This window comes from Pseudomonas sp. St29, assembly GCF_001547915.1.
GTDB lineage: Bacteria > Pseudomonadota > Gammaproteobacteria > Pseudomonadales > Pseudomonadaceae > Aquipseudomonas.
The window spans coordinates 6,073,339-6,095,311 of the sequence record NZ_AP014628.1 but is presented as its reverse complement, the minus strand read 5'-3'; the positions used below and the strand labels follow the sequence as shown (position 1 = coordinate 6,095,311).

The 21,973-nt window shown below is 55.7% G+C and carries 26 protein-coding genes; all 26 read left to right on the top strand.

What is annotated here, in order from left to right:
• Positions 1-144: 144 nt before the first annotated feature.
• The 26 genes from rpoB to rpmD all read left to right on the top strand — a co-directional run bounded on the left by rpoB (position 145) and on the right by rpmD (position 21,972).
• Positions 145-4,218, top strand: a complete 4,074-nt coding sequence (gene rpoB, locus PST29_RS27190; protein WP_016968678.1) for a DNA-directed RNA polymerase subunit beta — start codon at positions 145-147, stop codon at positions 4,216-4,218.
• A 64-nt stretch (positions 4,219-4,282) separates the two neighbouring features.
• Positions 4,283-8,482: a DNA-directed RNA polymerase subunit beta' gene (rpoC, locus tag PST29_RS27185; RefSeq protein ID WP_060841341.1), complete on the top strand. Its 4,200-nt coding sequence runs from the start codon at positions 4,283-4,285 to the stop codon at positions 8,480-8,482.
• Positions 8,483-8,683: 201 nt separating this feature from the next.
• Positions 8,684-9,055: a 30S ribosomal protein S12 gene (gene rpsL / locus PST29_RS27180; RefSeq protein WP_003186084.1), complete on the top strand. Its 372-nt coding sequence runs from the start codon at positions 8,684-8,686 to the stop codon at positions 9,053-9,055.
• 111 nt (positions 9,056-9,166) lie between these two features.
• Positions 9,167-9,637 (top strand): 30S ribosomal protein S7, encoded by a 471-nt coding sequence (gene rpsG, locus PST29_RS27175; RefSeq protein WP_007925959.1) that lies wholly within the window; start codon positions 9,167-9,169, stop codon positions 9,635-9,637.
• Between the two features lie 30 nt (positions 9,638-9,667).
• Entirely contained in the window at positions 9,668-11,815 is a 2,148-nt protein-coding gene (fusA, locus tag PST29_RS27170) for an elongation factor G (RefSeq protein WP_060841340.1), read from the top strand.
• 34 nt (positions 11,816-11,849) lie between these two features.
• A complete protein-coding gene (gene tuf / locus PST29_RS27165; protein ID WP_060841339.1) occupies positions 11,850-13,043 on the top strand; it encodes an elongation factor Tu in 1,194 nt (397 codons plus the stop codon).
• A gap of 140 nt (positions 13,044-13,183) precedes the next feature.
• Positions 13,184-13,495, top strand: coding sequence for a 30S ribosomal protein S10 (rpsJ, locus tag PST29_RS27160; protein ID WP_003186070.1), 312 nt, complete (start codon positions 13,184-13,186; stop codon positions 13,493-13,495).
• An 80-nt stretch (positions 13,496-13,575) separates the two neighbouring features.
• On the top strand, positions 13,576-14,211 hold the full coding sequence (gene rplC, locus PST29_RS27155; protein ID WP_007924205.1) for a 50S ribosomal protein L3: 636 nt from the start codon (positions 13,576-13,578) through the stop codon (positions 14,209-14,211).
• 12 nt (positions 14,212-14,223) lie between these two features.
• Positions 14,224-14,826: a 50S ribosomal protein L4 gene (gene rplD / locus PST29_RS31350; protein WP_007924200.1), complete on the top strand. Its 603-nt coding sequence runs from the start codon at positions 14,224-14,226 to the stop codon at positions 14,824-14,826.
• Positions 14,823-15,122, top strand: a complete 300-nt coding sequence (gene rplW, locus PST29_RS27145; RefSeq protein WP_002555488.1) for a 50S ribosomal protein L23 — start codon at positions 14,823-14,825, stop codon at positions 15,120-15,122. Before rplD ends, rplW begins: the two co-directional genes overlap by 4 nt.
• A gap of 14 nt (positions 15,123-15,136) precedes the next feature.
• A complete protein-coding gene (gene rplB / locus PST29_RS31345) occupies positions 15,137-15,961 on the top strand; it encodes a 50S ribosomal protein L2 (RefSeq protein ID WP_011063775.1) in 825 nt (274 codons plus the stop codon).
• A 16-nt stretch (positions 15,962-15,977) separates the two neighbouring features.
• The gene (rpsS, locus tag PST29_RS27135) at positions 15,978-16,253 is read left to right on the top strand and encodes a 30S ribosomal protein S19 (protein ID WP_002555486.1); all 276 of its coding nucleotides are present in this window, start codon (positions 15,978-15,980) and stop codon (positions 16,251-16,253) included.
• 13 nt (positions 16,254-16,266) lie between these two features.
• Positions 16,267-16,599, top strand: coding sequence for a 50S ribosomal protein L22 (gene rplV / locus PST29_RS27130; RefSeq protein ID WP_003103908.1), 333 nt, complete (start codon positions 16,267-16,269; stop codon positions 16,597-16,599).
• A gap of 13 nt (positions 16,600-16,612) precedes the next feature.
• Entirely contained in the window at positions 16,613-17,299 is a 687-nt protein-coding gene (gene rpsC / locus PST29_RS27125) for a 30S ribosomal protein S3 (protein WP_007924192.1), read from the top strand.
• A 12-nt stretch (positions 17,300-17,311) separates the two neighbouring features.
• A complete protein-coding gene (gene rplP, locus PST29_RS27120) occupies positions 17,312-17,725 on the top strand; it encodes a 50S ribosomal protein L16 (RefSeq protein ID WP_003228729.1) in 414 nt (137 codons plus the stop codon).
• The gene (rpmC, locus tag PST29_RS27115) at positions 17,725-17,916 is read left to right on the top strand and encodes a 50S ribosomal protein L29 (RefSeq protein WP_002555481.1); all 192 of its coding nucleotides are present in this window, start codon (positions 17,725-17,727) and stop codon (positions 17,914-17,916) included. The genes rplP and rpmC overlap by 1 nt, the downstream gene beginning before the upstream one ends.
• A 2-nt stretch (positions 17,917-17,918) precedes the next feature.
• Complete coding sequence (rpsQ, locus tag PST29_RS27110) at positions 17,919-18,185, top strand: 30S ribosomal protein S17 (RefSeq protein ID WP_003194644.1); 267 nt, start codon at positions 17,919-17,921, stop codon at positions 18,183-18,185.
• A gap of 23 nt (positions 18,186-18,208) precedes the next feature.
• Positions 18,209-18,577 (top strand): 50S ribosomal protein L14, encoded by a 369-nt coding sequence (gene rplN, locus PST29_RS27105; protein WP_002555479.1) that lies wholly within the window; start codon positions 18,209-18,211, stop codon positions 18,575-18,577.
• An 11-nt stretch (positions 18,578-18,588) separates the two neighbouring features.
• The gene (gene rplX, locus PST29_RS27100) at positions 18,589-18,903 is read left to right on the top strand and encodes a 50S ribosomal protein L24 (protein WP_007896770.1); all 315 of its coding nucleotides are present in this window, start codon (positions 18,589-18,591) and stop codon (positions 18,901-18,903) included.
• Between the two features lie 20 nt (positions 18,904-18,923).
• Positions 18,924-19,463, top strand: a complete 540-nt coding sequence (gene rplE / locus PST29_RS27095; protein WP_003210069.1) for a 50S ribosomal protein L5 — start codon at positions 18,924-18,926, stop codon at positions 19,461-19,463.
• Between the two features lie 13 nt (positions 19,464-19,476).
• Positions 19,477-19,782, top strand: coding sequence for a 30S ribosomal protein S14 (rpsN, locus tag PST29_RS27090; protein ID WP_003228726.1), 306 nt, complete (start codon positions 19,477-19,479; stop codon positions 19,780-19,782).
• A 207-nt stretch (positions 19,783-19,989) separates the two neighbouring features.
• Positions 19,990-20,382 carry a 30S ribosomal protein S8 gene (gene rpsH, locus PST29_RS27085; protein ID WP_011063773.1) on the top strand — a complete coding sequence of 131 codons (393 nt, stop codon included), beginning with the start codon at positions 19,990-19,992 and terminating at the stop codon, positions 20,380-20,382.
• Positions 20,383-20,394: 12 nt separating this feature from the next.
• On the top strand, positions 20,395-20,928 hold the full coding sequence (rplF, locus tag PST29_RS27080) for a 50S ribosomal protein L6 (RefSeq protein ID WP_016966733.1): 534 nt from the start codon (positions 20,395-20,397) through the stop codon (positions 20,926-20,928).
• Between the two features lie 10 nt (positions 20,929-20,938).
• The gene (rplR, locus tag PST29_RS27075; protein ID WP_003186037.1) at positions 20,939-21,289 is read left to right on the top strand and encodes a 50S ribosomal protein L18; all 351 of its coding nucleotides are present in this window, start codon (positions 20,939-20,941) and stop codon (positions 21,287-21,289) included.
• Positions 21,290-21,292: 3 nt separating this feature from the next.
• On the top strand, positions 21,293-21,793 hold the full coding sequence (gene rpsE, locus PST29_RS27070; RefSeq protein WP_007924184.1) for a 30S ribosomal protein S5: 501 nt from the start codon (positions 21,293-21,295) through the stop codon (positions 21,791-21,793).
• A gap of 2 nt (positions 21,794-21,795) precedes the next feature.
• The gene (rpmD, locus tag PST29_RS27065; RefSeq protein WP_003176408.1) at positions 21,796-21,972 is read left to right on the top strand and encodes a 50S ribosomal protein L30; all 177 of its coding nucleotides are present in this window, start codon (positions 21,796-21,798) and stop codon (positions 21,970-21,972) included.
• The last annotated feature ends 1 nt before the right edge of the window (position 21,973 follow it).

Sequence of the window (21,973 nt, the reverse complement as noted above, 5' to 3'; positions counted from 1 at the left end):
GTTATTGGCGACCGACTGGGTCGGTGCCTTTAACGTGCTGTAACCCACCCTGTGCGGTGGCGCAAACCAAAGGGTTTGCACGATTTTCTGGCTGCTCCCGTCGGGAGAAGCCGAATAAGCAGGTGACCAAGCTGGGGAACGCTGATGGCTTACTCATATACTGAGAAAAAACGTATCCGCAAGGACTTTAGCAAGTTGCCGGACGTCATGGATGTGCCGTACCTCCTGGCCATCCAGCTGGATTCGTATCGTGAATTCTTGCAAGCGGGAGCGACTAAAGATCAGTTCCGCGACGTGGGCCTGCATGCGGCCTTCAAATCCGTTTTCCCGATCATCAGCTACTCCGGCAATGCTGCGTTGGAGTATGTCGGTTATCGCCTGGGCGAACCGGCGTTTGATGTTAAAGAATGCGTGTTGCGTGGTGTGACTTACGCCGTACCTTTGCGGGTAAAAGTCCGTCTGATCATTTTCGACAAAGAATCGTCGAACAAAGCGATCAAGGACATCAAAGAGCAAGAAGTCTACATGGGTGAAATCCCCCTGATGACTGAGAACGGTACCTTCGTAATCAACGGTACCGAGCGTGTAATCGTTTCCCAGCTGCACCGTTCCCCTGGCGTATTCTTCGACCACGACCGTGGCAAGACGCACAGCTCCGGTAAGCTGCTTTACTCTGCGCGGATCATTCCGTACCGCGGTTCGTGGCTGGACTTCGAGTTCGACCCGAAAGACTGCGTGTTCGTCCGTATCGACCGTCGCCGCAAGCTGCCTGCGTCGGTTCTGCTGCGCGCGCTGGGTTACACCACTGAAGAAGTGCTGGACGCTTTCTACACCACCAACGTATTCCATGTGAAAGGCGAGAGCCTGAGCCTGGAGCTGGTGCCTCAGCGCCTGCGTGGTGAAATTGCCGTTCTGGACATCCAGGATGACAAGGGCAAGGTTATTGTCGAGCAGGGTCGTCGTATCACCGCTCGTCACATCAACCAGCTGGAAAAAGCCGGTATTAAGGAGCTGGATGTACCTCTGGACTACGTCCTGGGTCGTACCACCGCCAAGGCTATCGTGCATCCGGCTACCGGCGAAATCCTGGCAGAGTGCAACACCGAGCTGAACACTGAAATTCTGGCAAAAATCGCCAAGGCTCAGGTTGTTCGCATCGAAACTCTGTACACCAACGACATCGACTGCGGTCCGTTCGTTTCCGACACTCTGAAGATCGACTCCACCAGCAACCAATTGGAAGCGCTGGTCGAGATCTATCGCATGATGCGTCCTGGCGAGCCGCCGACCAAAGATGCAGCCGAGACTCTGTTCAACAACCTGTTCTTCAGCCCTGAGCGCTATGACTTGTCCGCCGTTGGCCGGATGAAGTTCAACCGTCGGATCGGTCGTACCGAGATCGAAGGTTCTGGCGTGCTGTGCAAAGAAGACATCGTTGCCGTACTGAAAACTCTGGTCGACATCCGTAACGGTAAAGGCATCGTCGATGACATCGACCACCTGGGTAACCGTCGTGTTCGCTGCGTAGGCGAAATGGCCGAGAACCAGTTCCGCGTTGGCCTGGTACGTGTAGAGCGTGCGGTCAAAGAGCGTCTGTCGATGGCCGAAAGCGAAGGCCTGATGCCGCAAGACCTGATCAATGCCAAGCCAGTGGCGGCGGCAGTGAAAGAGTTCTTCGGTTCCAGCCAGCTGTCGCAGTTCATGGACCAGAACAACCCGCTCTCCGAGATCACCCACAAGCGTCGTGTCTCTGCACTCGGCCCAGGTGGTCTGACGCGCGAGCGCGCAGGTTTTGAGGTTCGTGACGTACACCCGACTCACTACGGTCGTGTATGCCCGATCGAAACGCCGGAAGGTCCGAACATCGGTCTGATCAACTCCCTGGCGGCCTATGCGCGCACCAACCAGTATGGCTTCCTTGAGAGCCCGTACCGTGTGGTGAAAGACGCTCTGGTTACCGACGAGATTGTGTTCCTGTCCGCCATCGAAGAGGCCGATCACGTGATCGCCCAGGCTTCGGCGACCATGAACGACAAAGGTCAGCTGATCGATGAGCTGGTAGCTGTTCGTCACTTGAACGAATTCACTGTCAAGGCGCCGGAAGACGTCACCTTGATGGACGTTTCGCCGAAGCAGGTAGTTTCGGTTGCAGCGTCGCTGATCCCGTTCCTCGAGCACGACGACGCCAACCGTGCATTGATGGGTTCCAACATGCAGCGCCAGGCTGTACCGACACTGCGTGCCGACAAGCCGCTGGTAGGTACCGGCATGGAGCGCAACGTTGCCCGTGACTCCGGTGTTTGCGTTGTGGCTCGCCGTGGCGGCGTGATCGACTCGGTCGATGCCAGCCGTATCGTGGTTCGTGTTGCGGATGACGAAGTTGAGACTGGCGAAGCCGGTGTTGATATCTACAACCTGACCAAGTACACCCGCTCCAACCAGAACACCTGCATCAACCAGCGTCCGCTGGTGAGAAAGGGTGATCGGGTACAGCGCAGCGACATCATGGCCGATGGTCCGTCCACCGACATGGGTGAGCTGGCACTGGGTCAGAACATGCGTATCGCGTTCATGGCATGGAACGGCTTCAACTTCGAAGACTCCATCTGCCTGTCCGAGCGTGTGGTTCAGGAAGACCGCTTCACCACGATCCACATCCAGGAACTGACCTGCGTGGCTCGTGACACCAAGCTTGGCCCAGAGGAAATCACTGCAGACATCCCGAACGTGGGTGAGGCTGCACTGAACAAGCTGGACGAAGCCGGTATCGTTTATGTAGGTGCTGAAGTTGGCGCAGGCGACATCCTGGTCGGTAAGGTCACTCCGAAAGGCGAGACTCAACTGACTCCGGAAGAGAAGCTGCTGCGTGCGATCTTCGGTGAGAAAGCCAGCGACGTTAAAGACACCTCCCTGCGTGTGCCTACCGGTACCAAGGGTACTGTCATTGACGTACAGGTCTTCACTCGTGACGGCGTTGAGCGTGACGCTCGTGCTCTGTCCATCGAGAAGAGCCAGCTCGACGAGATCCGCAAGGATCTGAACGAAGAGTTCCGCATCGTGGAAGGCGCGACCTTCGAACGTTTGCGCTCCGCTCTGGTCGGCCATAAAGCCGAAGGCGGCGCCGGTCTGAAGAAAGGCCAGGAAATCACCGACGAAGTTCTCGACGGTCTTGAGCACGGCCAGTGGTTCAAACTGCGCATGGCTGAAGATGCTCTGAACGAGCAGCTCGAGAAGGCTCAGGCCTACATCGTTGACCGCCGCCGTCTGCTGGACGACAAGTTCGAAGACAAGAAGCGCAAACTGCAGCAGGGCGATGACCTGGCTCCAGGCGTGCTGAAAATCGTCAAGGTCTACCTGGCAATCCGTCGTCGCATCCAACCGGGCGACAAGATGGCCGGTCGTCACGGTAACAAGGGTGTGGTCTCCGTGATCATGCCGGTTGAAGACATGCCGCACGATGCCAATGGCACCCCGGTCGACGTCGTCCTCAACCCGCTGGGCGTACCTTCGCGTATGAACGTTGGTCAGATTCTCGAAACTCACCTGGGCCTCGCGGCCAAAGGTTTGGGCGAGAAGATCAACCGCATGGTTGAAGAGCAGCGTAAGGTGGCGGAGCTGCGCACCTTCCTGGACGAAATCTACAACCAGATCGGCGGTCGCAACGAAGACCTGGACAGCTTCTCCGATCAGGAGATTCTGGATCTGGCGAACAACCTGCGCGGCGGTGTGCCAATGGCCACTCCGGTGTTCGACGGCGCCAAGGAAAGCGAAATCAAGGCCATGCTGAAACTGGCGGACCTGCCAGAGAGCGGCCAGATGCAGCTGACCGACGGCCGTACCGGCAACAAGTTCGAGCGTCCAGTTACCGTTGGCTACATGTACATGCTGAAACTGAACCACTTGGTAGACGACAAGATGCACGCTCGTTCTACCGGTTCGTACAGCCTGGTTACCCAGCAGCCGCTGGGTGGTAAGGCGCAGTTCGGTGGTCAGCGTTTCGGGGAGATGGAGGTCTGGGCACTGGAAGCATACGGTGCTGCATACACTCTGCAAGAAATGCTCACAGTGAAGTCGGACGATGTGAACGGTCGTACCAAGATGTACAAAAACATCGTGGACGGCGATCACCGTATGGAGCCGGGCATGCCCGAGTCCTTCAACGTGTTGATCAAAGAAATTCGTTCCCTCGGCATCGATATCGATCTGGAAACCGAATAACACGTGACGCGAATCGAGAGCGGGGCAGGATTGCCCGCTCTCTGCTCCGCCAGGAGGAAAGGCCTTGAAAGACCTACTGAATTTGCTGAAAAACCAGGGTCAAGTCGAAGAGTTCGACGCCATCCGTATCGGATTGGCCTCGCCTGAGATGATCCGTTCGTGGTCGTTCGGTGAAGTTAAAAAGCCGGAAACCATCAACTACCGTACGTTCAAGCCTGAGCGTGACGGCCTGTTCTGCGCCAAGATCTTTGGCCCGGTAAAGGATTACGAGTGCTTGTGCGGTAAGTACAAGCGCTTGAAGCATCGCGGCGTGATCTGCGAGAAGTGCGGCGTTGAAGTTGCACTGGCCAAGGTTCGTCGTGAGCGCATGGCGCACATCGAGCTGGCCTCGCCGGTTGCCCACATCTGGTTCCTGAAATCGTTGCCGTCCCGTATCGGCCTGCTGATGGACATGACCCTGCGTGATATCGAGCGCGTTCTCTACTTCGAGAGCTACGTTGTTATCGATCCAGGCATGACCACCCTGGAAAAGGGGCAGCTGCTGAACGACGAGCAGTACTTCGAAGCGCTGGAAGAGTTCGGTGATGACTTCGACGCCCGCATGGGTGCCGAGGCTGTCCGCGAGCTGCTGCACGCTATCGACCTGGAGCACGAGATTGGCCGTCTGCGTGAAGAGATTCCGCAAACCAACTCGGAAACCAAGATCAAGAAGCTGTCCAAGCGTCTGAAGTTGATGGAGGCCTTCCAAGGCTCCGGCAACCTGCCAGAGTGGATGGTGTTGACCGTTCTGCCGGTTCTGCCGCCAGATCTGCGTCCACTGGTTCCGCTGGATGGCGGTCGCTTTGCGACTTCCGACCTCAACGACCTGTATCGTCGAGTGATCAACCGTAACAACCGTTTGAAGCGCCTGCTGGATCTGTCCGCTCCGGACATCATCGTGCGCAACGAAAAGCGTATGTTGCAGGAAGCCGTCGACGCCTTGCTCGACAACGGTCGTCGTGGCCGCGCTATTACCGGTTCGAACAAGCGTCCTCTGAAGTCCCTGGCTGACATGATCAAGGGTAAGCAAGGTCGTTTCCGTCAGAACTTGCTCGGTAAGCGCGTTGACTACTCCGGTCGTTCGGTAATTACCGTAGGTCCGACCCTGCGTCTGCACCAGTGCGGTCTGCCGAAGAAGATGGCTCTCGAGCTGTTCAAGCCGTTCATTTTCGGCAAGCTGGAAATGCGTGGCCTGGCCACGACCATTAAAGCTGCCAAGAAGATGGTCGAGCGCGAGCTGCCAGAGGTCTGGGACGTTCTCGCTGAAGTGATTCGCGAACACCCAGTGCTTCTCAACCGTGCACCGACCCTTCACCGTCTGGGCATCCAGGCGTTTGAACCGGTACTGATCGAAGGTAAGGCTATCCAGCTGCACCCTCTGGTCTGTGCGGCGTACAACGCCGACTTCGACGGCGACCAAATGGCCGTGCACGTTCCGCTGACGCTGGAAGCCCAGCTGGAAGCGCGTGCGTTGATGATGTCGACCAACAACATTCTGTCGCCAGCCAACGGTGAGCCAATCATCGTTCCGTCGCAGGACGTTGTATTGGGTCTGTACTACATGACCCGTGAAGCGATCAACGCCAAAGGCGAAGGTCGTGTGTTCGCCGACCTGCAGGAAGTCGACCGCGTATTCCGCGCCGGCGAAGCTGCTCTGCACGCCAAGATCAAGGTTCGTATCAACGAAACCGTCAATGATCGCGATGGCGGCAGCGTGAGCACCACCCGTATCGTCGACACAACTGTCGGCCGTGCGCTGTTGTTCCAGGTTGTGCCAAAAGGCTTGTCTTTCGACGTCGTCAACTTGCCGATGAAGAAGAAAGCGATCTCCAAGCTGATCAACCAGTGCTACCGCGTGGTGGGTCTGAAAGAGACCGTGATCTTCGCTGACCAGTTGATGTACACCGGTTTTGCTTACTCGACCATTTCCGGCGTTTCGATCGGCGTTAACGACTTCGTTATCCCGGATGAAAAAGCCCGCATCATCGGTGCCGCCACCGACGAAGTGAAGGAAATCGAGAGCCAGTACGCCTCCGGCCTGGTAACCCAGGGCGAGAAGTACAACAAAGTGATCGACCTTTGGTCGAAGGCTAACGACGAAGTATCCAAGGCGATGATGGCCAACCTCTCGAAAGAGAAGGTCATTGACCGTCACGGCGAAGAAGTCGAGCAAGAGTCGTTCAACTCGATGTACATGATGGCTGACTCGGGTGCGCGGGGTTCCGCTGCACAGATCCGTCAGTTGGCCGGTATGCGTGGTCTGATGGCCAAGCCGGATGGCTCCATCATCGAAACGCCGATTACTGCGAACTTCCGTGAAGGTCTGAGCGTACTCCAGTACTTCATCTCGACTCACGGTGCTCGTAAAGGTCTGGCGGATACCGCGTTGAAAACTGCGAACTCCGGTTACCTGACTCGTCGTCTGGTAGACGTGGCGCAGGATCTGGTTGTAACCGAGATCGATTGCGGCACCGAGCACGGTCTGCTGATGACTCCGCACATTGAAGGCGGTGACGTTGTAGAACCTCTGGGTGAGCGCGTTCTGGGTCGTGTTATCGCCCGTGACGTATTCAAGCCGGGTACCGAGGACGTCATCGTTCCTGCGGGCACTCTGGTCGACGAGAAGTGGGTTGAGTTCATCGAGCTGAACAGCATCGACGAAGTGATCGTGCGTTCGCCGATCAGCTGCGAAACCCGTTATGGCATCTGTGCCAAGTGCTACGGTCGCGACCTGGCTCGTGGTCACCTGGTGAACATCGGTGAAGCGGTTGGCGTAATCGCTGCCCAGTCCATCGGTGAGCCGGGTACCCAGTTGACGATGCGTACGTTCCACATCGGTGGTGCGGCAAGCCGGACCTCGGCAGCGGACAGCGTACAGGTGAAAAATGGCGGTACCGTCCGTCTGCATAACCTGAAGCACGTTGAGCGGGTGGATGGTCACCTGGTTGCCGTGTCGCGTTCGGGCGAGCTGGCAATTGCCGACGACTTCGGTCGTGAGCGCGAGCGCTACAAGCTGCCTTACGGTGCTGTGATTTCGGTGAAGGAAGGCGATAAGGTCGACGCTGGTGCCATCGTGGCCAAGTGGGATCCGCACACTCACCCAATCGTTACCGAAATGAAAGGTACCGTGACCTACGTGGGCATGGAAGAAGGCATCACGATCAAGCGTCAGACTGACGAATTGACCGGTATGACCAACATTGAAGTACTTGACGTCAAAGACCGTCCGGCTGCCGGTAAGGACATTCGTCCAGCCGTGAAGATGGTGGGTATGGATGGCAAGGATCTGCTGCTGCCAGGTACCGACGTACCGGCCCAGTACTTCCTGCCGGCTAACGCCCTTGTGGGTGTTGCCGACGGTGCGCAGATTGCGATCGGTGATGTTATCGCTCGTATTCCGCAAGAAACTTCGAAGACCCGTGACATCACCGGTGGTCTGCCGCGTGTTGCCGACTTGTTCGAAGCTCGTCGTCCGAAGGAAGCCTCGATTCTGGCTGAAGTCAGCGGCACCATCGCGTTCGGTAAAGAGACCAAGGGCAAGCGCCGTCTGGTCATCACTCCGAACGACGGTAGCGATCCGTATGAGGAGCTGATTCCGAAGTGGCGTCACCTGAACGTCTTCGAAGGCGAACAAGTGAACCGCGGCGAAGTTATTTCCGACGGTCCGAGCGATCCACACGACATCCTGCGTCTGCTGGGTGTGAGTGCGCTGGCCAAGTACATCGTTAACGAGATCCAGGACGTTTATCGTCTGCAGGGCGTGAAGATCAACGATAAGCACATCGAGACCATCCTGCGTCAGATGCTGCGTAAAGTTGAGATTGCCGAATCCGGCGACTCCAGCTTCATCAAGGGCGACCAGATGGAACTGACTCACGTACTGGTAGAAAACGAGCGTCTGAGCGCTGAAGACAAGTTCATCTCCAAGTTCACCCGCGTACTGCTGGGTATTACTAAGGCGTCCTTGTCCACTGAGTCGTTCATCTCGGCGGCCTCTTTCCAAGAGACCACTCGTGTTCTGACCGAAGCAGCAGTGACCGGCAAGCGCGACTACCTGCGCGGCCTGAAGGAAAACGTGGTCGTGGGTCGTCTGATCCCGGCCGGTACCGGCCTGGCTTACCACAGTGAGCGTAAGCGCCGTCGTGATGCAGACAAGCCACTGCGTGTAAGCGCAAGCGAAGTCGAAGCAGCACTGACTGAAGCGCTGAACTCCAGCGGTAACTGAGGTCTGCAGTAGATTGAGATGAGGCCCCGGTTTTTCCGACTGAGAATCGAGACATTTTTTGTCGCGGTTCACTGATCGGAGAGGCCGGGGCCTTGCCTTGACTGGGGACGGGATCCTCTTTAGACTCTTGTACCCCTAAATTTGGTGGAGCTCCTGCTCTGCCATTTTGTTTATGTCGAAAGACAACAGTGGAGCTAGTAGATGGCAACTATCAACCAGCTGGTACGTCAGCCGCGTAAGCGTATCGTCGAGAAATCCGACGTGCCTGCGCTGCAGAACTGCCCGCAACGTCGTGGCGTGTGCACTCGCGTGTATACCACTACGCCGAAAAAACCTAACTCGGCACTGCGTAAAGTATGCCGTGTGCGTCTGACCAACGGTTTCGAGGTTTCCTCGTACATCGGTGGTGAAGGCCACAACCTGCAAGAGCACAGCGTCGTTCTGATTCGCGGCGGTCGTGTAAAAGACTTGCCAGGTGTTCGTTATCACACCGTTCGCGGCTCCCTGGATACCTCCGGCGTTAAAGGTCGTAACCAAGGTCGTTCGAAGTACGGTACCAAGCGTCCGAAGTAATCGGCCGTTTTGCAGTTTTTAATTATATTGAGTCGATAAGAGTAAGGTCGGGCACGCGTCCATCGGATCAACTGTCCCGAGCTAACCTGAAGACCGTTTGAGGGCTTATCAATGCCAAGACGTCGCGTAGCAGCCAAACGTGAGATTCTGGACGATCCGAAATACGGAAGCCAGATCCTCGCCAAGTTCATGAACCACGTAATGGAGAGCGGCAAGAAAGCCGTTGCCGAGCGTATCGTTTATGGCGCGCTGGAAAAAGTTAAAGAGCGCAAGAACAGCGATCCCCTGGAAATCTTCGAGAAAGCTCTCGACGCCATCGCTCCGCTGGTCGAAGTGAAGTCGCGCCGTGTAGGCGGTGCTACTTACCAGGTTCCGGTCGAAGTTCGTCCGTCCCGTCGTAACGCTCTGGCAATGCGCTGGTTGGTAGACTTCGCCCGCAAGCGCGGCGAGAAGTCTATGGCTCTGCGTTTGGCTGGCGAACTGCTGGACGCTGCCGAAGGCAAAGGTGCTGCAGTTAAGAAGCGTGAAGACGTTCACCGTATGGCTGAAGCCAACAAGGCTTTCTCGCACTACCGCTTCTAATCTCAGCATCATTCATTTTGCGAGGGCTTTATGGCTCGTACTACAGCAATCAACCGCTACCGTAACATCGGTATCTGTGCCCACGTTGACGCGGGCAAGACTACCACTACCGAGCGGATCCTGTTTTACACAGGTCTCAGCCACAAGATGGGTGAGGTGCATGACGGCGCTGCTACCACCGACTGGATGGTGCAGGAGCAGGAGCGTGGTATCACCATTACCTCCGCTGCTGTAACTACCTTCTGGAAAGGTTCGCGCGGCCAATACGATAACTATCGTGTCAACGTTATCGATACCCCAGGCCACGTAGACTTCACCATTGAAGTAGAGCGCTCTCTGCGCGTACTCGACGGCGCGGTCGTTGTGTTCTGCGGTACTTCCGGTGTTGAGCCTCAGTCCGAAACCGTATGGCGTCAGGCCAACAAGTACGGCGTCCCACGTGTTGTTTACGTGAACAAGATGGACCGTGCTGGTGCTAACTTCCTGCGCGTTGTTGGTCAGATCAAGAATCGCCTGGGCCACACCCCGGTTCCGGTTCAGCTGGCTATCGGCGCTGAAGATAACTTCGAAGGTCAGGTTGATCTGATCAAGATGAAGGCTATCTACTGGAACGACGACGACAAGGGTACTACCTATCGCGAGGAAGAAATTCCTGCTGATATGCTGGACCTGGCTACCGAGTGGCGCTCCAACATGGTTGAAGCTGCTGCTGAAGCCAACGAAGAGCTGATGAACAAGTACCTTGAAGAAGGTGACCTGACTCCAGAAGAGATCAAGGCTGGCCTGCGTGCGCGCACCCTGGCGAGCGAGATCGTTCCGGCTGTCTGCGGTTCTTCGTTCAAGAACAAGGGTGTTCCCCTGGTTCTCGACGCCGTTATCGACTTCCTGCCTGCTCCTACCGAGATCCCGGCGATCAAGGGTATCCATCCGGACCTCATCGAGAAGCCGAAGGATGAGCTGGTAGAGGCGGATTACGACGAGCGTCACGCTGATGATGCTGAACCGTTCTCGGCTCTGGCATTCAAGATTGCTACCGACCCGTTCGTTGGTACTCTGACTTTCGTGCGCGTTTACTCGGGCTTCCTGAGCTCGGGCGACTCCGTGATCAACTCGGTCAAGGGCAAGAAAGAGCGCGTTGGTCGTATGGTGCAGATGCACGCCAACCAGCGTGAAGAGATCAAGGAAGTACGTGCAGGCGATATCGCTGCCCTGATCGGCATGAAGGACGTCACCACTGGTGATACTTTGTGCGATCTCGACAAGCAGATCATTCTTGAGCGTATGGACTTCCCTGAGCCTGTAATTTCGGTGGCAGTAGAGCCGAAAACCAAGCAGGACCAGGAGAAGATGGGTATTGCACTGGGCAAACTGGCTCAGGAAGACCCGTCGTTCCGCGTCAAGACTGACGAAGAGACTGGTCAGACCATCATTTCCGGTATGGGTGAGCTGCACCTGGATATCCTCGTTGACCGCATGAAGCGCGAGTTCAACGTCGAAGCCAACATCGGCAAGCCGCAGGTTTCGTACCGCGAGAAGATCACCAAGAGCAACGTTGAGATCGAAGGCAAGTTCGTTCGTCAATCGGGTGGTCGTGGTCAGTTCGGTCACTGCTGGATCCGTTTCTCGGAGCCGGACGTCGACGCGAGCGGCAACATCACCGAAGGTCTGGTCTTCACCAACGAAGTTGTTGGTGGTGTGGTTCCTAAGGAATACATCCCGGCTATCCAAAAGGGTATCGAAGAGCAGATGAAGAACGGCGTCGTTGCCGGCTATCCGCTGATCGGCCTGAAGGCTACCGTGTTCGATGGTTCCTACCACGACGTCGACTCCAACGAGATGGCGTTCAAGGTGGCGGCCTCCATGGCGACCAAGCAGCTGGCCCAGAAGGGCGGCGGTGTTGTGCTCGAGCCGATCATGAAGGTTGAAGTAGTAACCCCAGAGGACTACATGGGTGACGTGATGGGTGACCTGAACCGTCGTCGTGGTCTGATTCAGGGTATGGATGACTCGGTGTCCGGCAAGGTGATCCGCGCCGAGGTACCACTGGGTGAAATGTTCGGTTATGCAACTGACGTTCGTTCCATGTCTCAGGGTCGCGCGAGCTACTCCATGGAATTCTCCAAATACGCCGAAGCTCCGTCGAACATCGTCGAAGCTCTCGTTAAAAAACAAGGCTGATTCAGTCTCCCCTTTAGGCTAGGAGTTTATTGTCGTGGCTAAAGAAAAATTTGAACGTAACAAACCGCACGTCAACGTTGGCACCATCGGTCACGTTGACCACGGTAAAACCACTCTGACTGCTGCTCTGACTCGCGTTTGCTCCGAAGTTTTCGGTTCGGCTCGTGTTGACTTCGACAAGATCGACAGCGCCCCAGAAGAAAAGGCTCGTGGTATCACTATCAACACTGCTCACGTAGAGTACGATTCGCACATTCGTCACTACGCGCACGTTGACTGCCCAGGTCACGCCGACTACGTCAAAAACATGATCACCGGTGCTGCCCAGATGGACGGCGCGATCCTGGTTTGCTCGGCTGCCGATGGTCCGATGCCACAAACTCGTGAGCACATCCTGCTGTCCCGTCAGGTAGGCGTTCCGTACATCGTTGTCTTCCTGAACAAGGCTGACATGGTTGACGACGCTGAGCTGCTGGAACTGGTTGAGATGGAAGTGCGCGATCTGCTGAGCACTTACGACTTCCCAGGCGACGACACTCCGATCATCATCGGTTCGGCTCTGATGGCTCTGAACGGCCAAGACGACAACGAAATGGGTACCACCGCCGTTAAGCGTCTGGTAGAAACTCTGGACACCTACATCCCAGAGCCAGAGCGTGCTATCGACAAGCCGTTCCTGATGCCAATCGAAGACGTGTTCTCGATCTCCGGTCGTGGCACCGTGGTAACTGGCCGTGTTGAGCGTGGTATCGTTCGCATCCAGGAAGAAGTTGAGATCGTTGGTCTGCGCGACACTCAGAAAACTACCTGCACCGGCGTTGAAATGTTCCGCAAACTGCTCGACGAAGGTCGTGCTGGCGAGAACTGCGGCGTTCTGCTGCGTGGTACCAAGCGTGACGACGTTGAGCGTGGTCAGGTTCTGGTTAAGCCAGGCACCGTTAAGCCTCACACCAAGTTCACCGCTGAAGTTTACGTTCTGAGCAAAGAAGAAGGCGGCCGTCATACTCCGTTCTTCAAAGGCTACCGTCCACAGTTCTACTTCCGTACTACTGACGTGACTGGTAACTGCGAGCTGCCAGAAGGCGTTGAAATGGTAATGCCAGGTGACAACATCCAGATGACTGTCACTCTGATCAAAACCATCGCGATGGAAGATGGTCTGCGTTTCGCTATCCGTGAAGGCGGTCGTACCGTCGGCGCCGGCGTCGTAGCCAAAGTCATCGAGTAATCGACGACTCATGAAGAAGCCCCCGCTTGCGGGGGCTTTTTTATTGGGTTGACACTCTGTGGGGCCGTCTATAGAATTGCGCCTCCTTTTAACGGGCGTATTGCGCCCGGTGGGAATAGCAGCCTGGAGTCTGAAATCCAATGCAAAATCAGCAAATCCGTATCAGGTTGAAGGCTTTCGACCATCGCCTGATCGACCAATCCACCCAGGAAATCGTGGAAACCGCGAAACGTACTGGTGCTCAAGTGCGTGGTCCAATTCCACTGCCTACCCGTAAAGAGCGGTTCACCGTTCTGGTCTCTCCGCACGTCAACAAAGACGCGCGTGACCAGTACGAGATCCGTACTCATAAGCGTGTCCTGGACATCGTCCAGCCAACGGATAAAACCGTTGACGCACTTATGAAGCTTGATCTTGCGGCAGGTGTGGAAGTGCAGATCAGCCTCGGCTAAGACTCGGTCTTAGTCGTGTAACGCTCTGAAATGGGCGGCCATAGCGGGTGAAAGCCCCGTACACTCATGAGGTTTACAACATGACTATTGGTGTAGTCGGTCGTAAATGCGGTATGACCCGTATTTTCACCGAAGAAGGTGTCTCCATTCCGGTCACGGTCATTGAGATCGAGCCGAATCGCGTCACCCAGTTCAAAACTGAAGAAACCGATGGCTATCGTGCAGTGCAAGTCACTGTAGGTGAGCGTCGTGCTTCGCGCGTGACTGCTGCTCAAGCAGGTCACTTCGCTAAAGCGAACGTTGCTGCTGGTCGTGGCGTTTGGGAATTCCGTCTTGAAGAAGGCGAATACCAAGCTGGCGATCTGATCAATGCAGAAATCTTCGCAGCTGGCCAACTGGTAGATGTTACCGGTCAGTCGAAAGGTAAAGGCTTCGCCGGTACCATCAAGCGTTGGAATTTCCGCGGTCAAGATAACACCCACGGTAACTCCGTTTCCCACCGCGTCCCGGGCTCTATTGGCCAGTGCCAGACTCCTGGTCGTGTATTCAAGGGCAAAAAAATGTCCGGTCATATGGGCGCTGAGCGCGTGACCGTGCAGTCCCTGGAAGTAGTGCGCGTCGACGCTGAACGCAATCTGTTGTTGGTCAAGGGTGCTGTTCCTGGCGCTACTGGCGGCAACCTGGTTGTACGTCCGGCGGCCAAGGCTCGCGGTTAAGGGGAAGCTGACATGCAATTAAATGTAAATGACGCTCAAGCGATCGAAGTTTCCGAACTGACATTTGGCGGCGAATTCAACGAGACGCTGGTTCACCAAGCAGTCGTGGCCTACATGGCCGGCGGCCGTCAAGGTAGCAAGCAGCAAAAGACCCGTTCCGACGTTTCCGGTGGCGGCAAGCGCCCATGGCGTCAGAAAGGTACTGGCCGTGCTCGTGCCGGTACTATCCGTAGCCCAATCTGGCGTGGCGGCGGTACCACTTTCGCAGCTCGTCCTCAGGATCACTCCCAGAAGCTGAACAAGAAGATGTATCGCGCAGCAATGCGTTCCATCCTTGCTGAGCTGGTGCGTACTGATCGTCTGGTCGTGGTTCAGGATTTCGCTGTTGAAACTCCGAAGACCAAAGATCTGCTGGGCAAACTGAACAACATGAGCCTGACCGACGTTCTGATCGTGTCGGACGCTGTTGATCAGAACCTGTACCTGGCTGCTCGTAACCTGCCTCACGTTGATGTACGTGACGTGCAAGGTTCCGATCCAGTTAGTCTGATCGCATACGACAAAGTGTTGATCACTGTGTCGGCCGTGAAGAAATTCGAGGAGCTGCTGGGATGAACCAGGAACGCGTATTTAAAGTTCTGCTTGGCCCGCACGTTTCCGAGAAGGCTACGGTTCTGGCAGACAAGAAAGGCCAGTTCGTTTTCAAGGTTGCTACTGATGCAACCAAGCTGGAAATCAAGAAGGCCGTCGAAAGCCTGTTCAGCGTGAAAGTGGAGCGCGTTACTACCCTGAATGTTCTGGGTAAGAGCAAGCGTACCGCTCGCGGTCTGGGCAAGCGTAATGACTGGAAGAAGGCAGTTATCTCCCTTCAGCCAGGCCAAGATCTCGATTTCAGCAGCAGTGCTGAGTAAGGAAGGGGTGCATCATGGCAATCGTTAAATGCAAACCGACTTCCCCTGGCCGCCGTTTTGTGGTCAAGGTGGTCAACCAGGAGCTGCATAAAGGCGCTCCTCACGCACCGCTGCTCGAGAAGAAGTCGAAGTCTGGTGGTCGTAACAACAATGGCCGTATTACCACTCGTCACGTTGGTGGTGGTCATAAGCAGCATTACCGTCTGGTCGACTTCCGTCGCAACGACAAAGATGGCATCGCTGCCACTGTCGAGCGTATCGAATACGATCCAAACCGTACTGCTCACATCGCTCTGCTGCTGTACGCAGATGGCGAGCGTCGCTACATCATCGCCCCTAAGGGTGTGAGTGCTGGCGACCAGCTGATCGCAGGTGCTTTGGCGCCGATCAAGCCGGGCAACGCTCTGCAACTGCGCAACATTCCAGTTGGTAGCACCGTACACGGCATCGAACTGAAGCCAGGTAAAGGCGCGCAAATCGCTCGTTCGGCTGGTGCTTCGGCTCAGTTGGTCGCTCGCGAAGGTGTCTACGTGACCCTGCGTCTGCGCTCTGGTGAGATGCGTAAAGTGCTGGCTGAGTGCCGTGCGACCCTGGGCGAAGTCTCGAACTCCGAGCACAGCCTGCGTTCGCTGGGTAAAGCTGGTGCCAAACGCTGGCGTGGCGTTCGCCCAACCGTTCGTGGTGTTGCCATGAACCCGGTTGACCACCCACATGGTGGTGGTGAAGGTCGTACCTCTGGTGGTCGTCATCCGGTATCGCCATGGGGCTTCCCGACTAAGGGCGCGAAGACTCGTGGTAATAAGCGTACCGACAAAATGATCGTCCGTCGTCGCAAGTAAATAGAGGGATACGACAGTGCCACGTTCTCTGAAAAAAGGTCCTTTTATTGATCTTCACCTACTGAAGAAGATCGAAGTGGCGGCGGAAAAGAACGATCGCAAACCAGTTAAGACCTGGTCGCGCCGTTCCATGATCCTGCCACAAATGGTCGGTCTGACCATTGCTGTGCATAACGGTCGTCAACATGTTCCAGTTCTCGTGAACGAAGACATGGTCGGCCACAAACTGGGCGAGTTCGCCGGTACCCGTACATATCGCGGGCACGTGGCTGACAAGAAAGCCAAGCGTTAAGGGGTAAGGAATGATGGAAGTAGCCGCTAAGTTGTCGGGCGCTCGAATCTCCGCCCAGAAAGCCCGCTTGGTCGCCGACCAGATCCGCGGGAAGAAGGTGGGCGAAGCGCTCAACCTGTTGGCTTTCAGCAGTAAGAAAGCCGCCGAGATCATGAAGAAAGTGCTGGAGTCGGCCGTAGCCAACGCCGAGCATAACGAAGGCGCAGACGTTGATGACCTGAAGGTCTCCACCGTTTTCGTCAACGAAGGGCGTTCGCTGAAGCGCATCATGCCACGTGCCAAAGGCCGTGCTGATCGCATCGTCAAGCGGTCTTGCCATATCACTGTCAAGGTTGCTGACAAGTAACGGAGTCGAAGAGATGGGTCAGAAAGTACATCCCATTGGCATTCGCCTGGGAATCGTCAAGGAGCACACCTCCGTCTGGTACGCAGACGGTCGGACTTATGCGGACTATTTGCTCGCAGATCTGAATGTGCGTGAGTATCTCCAAGACAAACTAAAAAGCGCGTCCGTAAGCCGTATCGATATCCATCGTCCGGCTCAAACTGCACGCATCACCATCCACACCGCTCGTCCCGGCATCGTGATCGGCAAGAAAGGTGAAGATGTTGAGAAGCTGCGTCAGGACCTGACCAAGCAAATGGGTGTGCCTGTGCACATCAATATCGAAGAGATCCGCAAGCCGGAGCTCGACGGTATGCTGGTTGCGCAGAGCGTAGCTCAGCAGCTGGAGCGTCGCGTAATGTTCCGCCGTGCTATGAAGCGCGCTGTACAGAACGCCATGCGCATTGGTGCCAAAGGCATCAAAATCCAAGTGAGCGGTCGTCTCGGCGGTGCTGAAATCGCACGTACTGAATGGTATCGCGAAGGTCGTGTGCCACTGCACACCCTGCGTGCCGATATCGACTATGCCACCTACGAAGCTCACACCACTTACGGTGTGATCGGTGTGAAGGTTTGGATCTTCAAAGGCGAAGTAATTGGTGGTCGCCAAGAAGAGCTGAAGCCGCAAGCACCTGCGCCTCGTAAAAAAGCTGCTAAGTAAGGGGTACGCCAAATGTTGCAACCAAAGCGTACGAAGTTCCGCAAGCAAATGACCGGCCACAACCGTGGTCTGGCATTGCGCGGTAGCAAAGTCAGCTTCGGCGAGTTCGCGCTGAAGTCTGTTGCTCGTGGTCGTCTCACCGCTCGTCAGATCGAGTCAGCGCGTCGTGCTCTGACCCGTCACGTAAAACGTGGTGGCAAGATCTGGATCCGTGTATTCCCGGACAAGCCTATTTCCAAAAAACCACTCGAAGTTCGGATGGGTAAAGGTAAGGGTAACGTCGAATACTGGGTTGCCCAGATTCAGCCAGGCAAAGTCCTGTATGAAATCGAGGGTGTTTCTGAAGAGCTGGCGCGTGAGGCTTTCGCCCTGGCTGCTGCAAAGCTGCCGCTCGCCACCTCCTTTGTTAAACGGACGGTGATGTGATGAAAGCGAATGAACTTCGTGAAAAATCCGCACAGCAGCTGAACGAGCAACTGCTCGGCCTGCTGCGCGACCAGTTCAATCTGCGTATGCAGAAGGCAACTGGCCAGTTGGGGCAGTCTCATCTGCTCTCGCAAGTTAAGCGTGACATCGCTCGCGTGAAGACTGTGCTCAACCAGCAGGCAGGTAAGTAATCATGGCTGAAGCCGAAAAAACTGTCCGTACGCTGACTGGCCGTGTTGTCAGCGACAAGATGGACAAGACCATCACCGTTCTGATCGAGCGTCGCGTTAAGCACCCTATCTACGGTAAATACGTTAAGCGTTCGACTAAGCTGCACGCGCACGACGAAACCAATCAGTGCCACATCGGCGACAAAGTCACTATTCGTGAAACTCGTCCGATGGCCAAGACCAAGTCTTGGGCCCTGGTTGATGTTCTCGAACGCGCTGTGGAAGTCTAAGGGCTAGGGGTCGGAGAAATTATATGATTCAGACTCAATCCATGCTCGATGTGGCCGATAACAGCGGCGCTCGCCGCGTTATGTGCATCAAGGTGCTGGGTGGCTCCCATCGTCGTTACGCTGGTATCGGTGACATCATCAAAGTGACCGTCAAGGAAGCAATTCCTCGCGGTAAGGTGAAGAAAGGCCAAGTGATGACTGCTGTTGTAGTCCGCACTCGCCACGGTGTTCGTCGTGCAGACGGCTCCATCATCCGCTTTGATGGCAACGCTGCTGTTCTGTTGAACAACAAGCAAGAGCCGATCGGCACCCGTATCTTTGGGCCAGTGACCCGTGAACTTCGTACTGAGAAGTTCATGAAGATCGTCTCGCTCGCCCCAGAAGTGCTGTAAGGAGATCCGACATGCAAAAGATTCGTCGTGACGACGAGATCATCGTGATCGCCGGCAAAGACAAAGGTAAGCGCGGTAAGGTGCTTAAGGTTCTGGCTGATGACCGTCTGGTCGTCGGTGGCCTGAACCTGGTCAAGCGTCATACCAAGCCTAACCCGATGTCGGGCGTACAGGGCGGTATCGTCGAGAAAGAAGCGCCACTGCACGCTTCCAACGTCGCCATTTTCAACGGCGAAACCAACAAGGCTGACCGCGTTGGTTTCAAAGTAGAAGACGGCAAAAAAATTCGTGTCTTCAAGTCGACCCAAAAAGCGGTTGATGCTTGAACACTGCTAGGTAGAAGACCATGGCACGACTAAAAGAGATTTACCGGAAGGAAATCGCTCCGAAACTTAAGGAAGAACTTAAGCTTTCGAACGTGATGGAAGTTCCGCGCGTTACCAAAATCACCCTGAACATGGGTCTGGGCGAAGCGATCGGCGACAAAAAAGTCATCGAGCATGCTGTTGCTGACCTGGAAAAGATCACCGGCCAGAAAGTCGTTGTGACCTACGCTCGTAAATCCATCGCTGGCTTCAAAGTCCGCGAAGGATGGCCGATCGGCGTCAAAGTGACCCTGCGCCGTGAGCGTATGTACGAGTTCCTGGATCGTCTGCTGTCGATCTCCCTGCCTCGGGTTCGCGACTTCCGCGGCCTGAATGCCAAGTCCTTCGACGGTCGTGGCAACTACAGCATGGGTGTCAAAGAGCAGATCATTTTCCCGGAAATCGATTACGACAAGATCGATGCTCTCCGCGGTCTGGACATTACCCTGACCACCACTGCTAAGAACGATGACGAAGGCCGCGCTCTGCTGCGTGCTTTCAAATTCCCGTTCCGCAACTGATTGGAGTAGGAAAATGGCCAAGAAGAGCATGAAAAACCGTGAGCTGAAGCGTCAGCTCACCGTTGCCAAGTACGCCACCAAGCGTGCAGCGCTGAAAGCTATCATCGTGGATCTGAACGCAAGTCCAGAAGCTCGTTGGGAAGCTACCGTAGCTCTGCAGAAGCAGCCACGTGACGCCAGCGCCTCGCGCATGCGTAACCGCTGCCGCCTGACTGGTCGTCCGCACGGCGTTTACCGCAAGTTCGGCCTGGGCCGTAACAAGCTACGTGAAGCTGCAATGCGTGGTGACGTACCAGGTCTGGTTAAAGCCAGCTGGTAATAGCTATCGAAGTCGCGGTGTTCGGGCTCGCAAGATCCCGATCACCGGTGGCCTTGAACGTGAATCAAGCCCCTTTTGGGGCTTGATTCATTTCTGGGGTGTGTCTAGAATGACCGGCTCGCCTGAGCCCGTGTTTTTTGCCCGGAATTTCTCGGCGACAGTTGTAGCCGCAAGGCTAATTCTTTTTGTATCAGGAGCATCTAGCCCATGAGTATGCAGGACCCGTTAGCGGACATGCTAACTCGAATCCGTAATGCCCAGATGGCTGAAAAGTCCGTCGTAAGCATGCCGTCTTCCACGCTGAAGGTGGCTGTAGCAAAAGTCCTGAAGGACGAAGGTTACATCGCGGGTTATCAGATCAGCAGCGAAATCAAGCCTCTGCTGTCCATCGAGCTGAAGTACTTCGAAGGCCGTCCGGTCATCGAAGAAGTGAAGCGCGTTAGCCGTCCAGGCCTGCGTCAGTACAAGTCCGTTGAAGAGCTGCCGAAAGTTCGTGGCGGTCTTGGCGTGTCTATCGTCTCCACCAACAAAGGTGTGATGACTGATCGTGCTGCGCGCGCTGCCGGTGTCGGCGGCGAAGTTCTTTGCACTGTGTTCTAAGGGGGGATAAGCATGTCTCGCGTCGCTAAGAACCCCGTTAAGCTGCCAGCTGGTGTCGAAGTTAAATTCGCCGGCCAACAGCTTTCGGTGAAGGGTGCCAAGGGCACTCTCGAACTGAACGTTCACTCGTCCGTTGAAATTGTTGAGGAAGCTGGTGAGCTGCGTTTCGCTGCTCGCAATGGCGATCAACAAACTCGTGCAATGGCCGGTACCACTCGTGCTCTGGTAAACAACATGGTCCAAGGCGTAAGCCAAGGCTTCGAGCGCAAGCTCCAGCTGGTCGGTGTTGGTTACAAGGCACAAGCAAAAGGCACAGTGCTGAACCTGGCCCTCGGCTTCTCGCATCCAGTGGATTACGAACTGCCGGAAGGCATCACCGCTGAGACTCCTAGCCAGACCGATATCCTGATCCGGGGCATCGATAAGCAGCTGGTAGGTCAAGTGGCCGCTGAGATCCGCGACTTCCGTCCACCAGAGCCTTACAAAGGTAAAGGTGTGCGCTACGCGGACGAAGTCGTCCGTCGTAAAGAAGCCAAGAAGAAGTAGGGCATAGCAAATGACCGACAAAAAAGTTACTCGACTGCGTCGCGCTCGCAAAGCACGCCTGAAAATGCACGAACTCGAAGTCGTGCGTCTCTGCGTGTTCCGCTCTTCGCAGCACATCTACGCCCAGGTCATTTCGGCCGACGGCAACAAAGTCCTGGCAAGTGCCTCGACTTTGGATAAAGAACTGCGTGATGGCGCCACTGGCAACATCGACGCGGCCACTAAGGTTGGCCAGCTGGTCGCTACGCGTGCAAAAGCCGCTGGCGTCTCGCAGGTGGCTTTCGACCGCTCTGGCTTCAAGTACCACGGCCGCGTCAAGGCGCTGGCTGATGCTGCTCGTGAAGCTGGGCTGGAGTTCTAAGTTATGTCAAATAACGACCAAAAGCGCGACGAAGGCTACATCGAGAAGCTGGTTCAAGTTAACCGCGTAGCCAAAACCGTTAAAGGCGGCCGTATCTTCACTTTCACCGCGTTGACCGTGGTTGGTGATGGTAAGGGCCGTGTTGGCTTCGGCCGTGGCAAGTCGCGTGAAGTGCCTGCTGCGATCCAGAAGGCAATGGAAGCTGCTCGCCGCAACATGATCCAAGTTGATCTGAACGGCACCACTCTGCAATACGCTATGAAGTCCGCTCACGGCGCTTCCAAGGTGTATATGCAGCCTGCTTCTGAAGGTACCGGTATCATCGCTGGCGGCGCTATGCGTGCTGTTCTCGAGGTTGCTGGTGTTCAGAACGTTCTGGCCAAGTGCTATGGCTCGACTAACCCAGTAAACGTGGTTCACGCCACTTTCAAGGGTTTGAAAGCAATGCAGTCCCCTGAATCCATTGCCGCCAAGCGTGGCAAAAGCGTCCAGGAGATCATCTGATCATGGCTACCGTTAAAGTAACGCTGATCAAAAGCATGACCGGCCGTATCCCTAACCACAAACTGTGCGTTAAGGGTCTGGGTCTGCGTCGCATCGGTCACACTGTAGAAGTCCAGGATACTCCCGAGAACCGCGGGATGATCAACAAGGCTTACTACATGCTGCGTGTCGAGGGTTAAT

What these genes read in the sequence shown, in the direction of transcription:
- rpoB (WP_016968678.1), top strand. Translation starts at nt 145, where the DNA reads ATGGCTTACTCATATACTGAGAAAAAACGTATCCGCAAGGACTTTAGC.
- rpsL (WP_003186084.1), top strand. Translation starts at nt 8,684, where the DNA reads ATGGCAACTATCAACCAGCTGGTACGTCAGCCGCGTAAGCGTATCGTC.
- rpsG (WP_007925959.1), top strand. Translation starts at nt 9,167, where the DNA reads ATGCCAAGACGTCGCGTAGCAGCCAAACGTGAGATTCTGGACGATCCG.
- fusA (WP_060841340.1), top strand. Translation starts at nt 9,668, where the DNA reads ATGGCTCGTACTACAGCAATCAACCGCTACCGTAACATCGGTATCTGT.
- rpsJ (WP_003186070.1), top strand. Translation starts at nt 13,184, where the DNA reads ATGCAAAATCAGCAAATCCGTATCAGGTTGAAGGCTTTCGACCATCGC.
- rplC (WP_007924205.1), top strand. Translation starts at nt 13,576, where the DNA reads ATGACTATTGGTGTAGTCGGTCGTAAATGCGGTATGACCCGTATTTTC.
- rplD (WP_007924200.1), top strand. Translation starts at nt 14,224, where the DNA reads ATGCAATTAAATGTAAATGACGCTCAAGCGATCGAAGTTTCCGAACTG.
- rplW (WP_002555488.1), top strand. Translation starts at nt 14,823, where the DNA reads ATGAACCAGGAACGCGTATTTAAAGTTCTGCTTGGCCCGCACGTTTCC.
- rplB (WP_011063775.1), top strand. Translation starts at nt 15,137, where the DNA reads ATGGCAATCGTTAAATGCAAACCGACTTCCCCTGGCCGCCGTTTTGTG.
- rplV (WP_003103908.1), top strand. Translation starts at nt 16,267, where the DNA reads ATGGAAGTAGCCGCTAAGTTGTCGGGCGCTCGAATCTCCGCCCAGAAA.
- rpsC (WP_007924192.1), top strand. Translation starts at nt 16,613, where the DNA reads ATGGGTCAGAAAGTACATCCCATTGGCATTCGCCTGGGAATCGTCAAG.
- rplP (WP_003228729.1), top strand. Translation starts at nt 17,312, where the DNA reads ATGTTGCAACCAAAGCGTACGAAGTTCCGCAAGCAAATGACCGGCCAC.
- rpmC (WP_002555481.1), top strand. Translation starts at nt 17,725, where the DNA reads ATGAAAGCGAATGAACTTCGTGAAAAATCCGCACAGCAGCTGAACGAG.
- rpsQ (WP_003194644.1), top strand. Translation starts at nt 17,919, where the DNA reads ATGGCTGAAGCCGAAAAAACTGTCCGTACGCTGACTGGCCGTGTTGTC.
- rplN (WP_002555479.1), top strand. Translation starts at nt 18,209, where the DNA reads ATGATTCAGACTCAATCCATGCTCGATGTGGCCGATAACAGCGGCGCT.
- rplX (WP_007896770.1), top strand. Translation starts at nt 18,589, where the DNA reads ATGCAAAAGATTCGTCGTGACGACGAGATCATCGTGATCGCCGGCAAA.
- rplE (WP_003210069.1), top strand. Translation starts at nt 18,924, where the DNA reads ATGGCACGACTAAAAGAGATTTACCGGAAGGAAATCGCTCCGAAACTT.
- rpsN (WP_003228726.1), top strand. Translation starts at nt 19,477, where the DNA reads ATGGCCAAGAAGAGCATGAAAAACCGTGAGCTGAAGCGTCAGCTCACC.
- rpsH (WP_011063773.1), top strand. Translation starts at nt 19,990, where the DNA reads ATGAGTATGCAGGACCCGTTAGCGGACATGCTAACTCGAATCCGTAAT.
- rplF (WP_016966733.1), top strand. Translation starts at nt 20,395, where the DNA reads ATGTCTCGCGTCGCTAAGAACCCCGTTAAGCTGCCAGCTGGTGTCGAA.
- rplR (WP_003186037.1), top strand. Translation starts at nt 20,939, where the DNA reads ATGACCGACAAAAAAGTTACTCGACTGCGTCGCGCTCGCAAAGCACGC.
- rpsE (WP_007924184.1), top strand. Translation starts at nt 21,293, where the DNA reads ATGTCAAATAACGACCAAAAGCGCGACGAAGGCTACATCGAGAAGCTG.
- rpmD (WP_003176408.1), top strand. Translation starts at nt 21,796, where the DNA reads ATGGCTACCGTTAAAGTAACGCTGATCAAAAGCATGACCGGCCGTATC.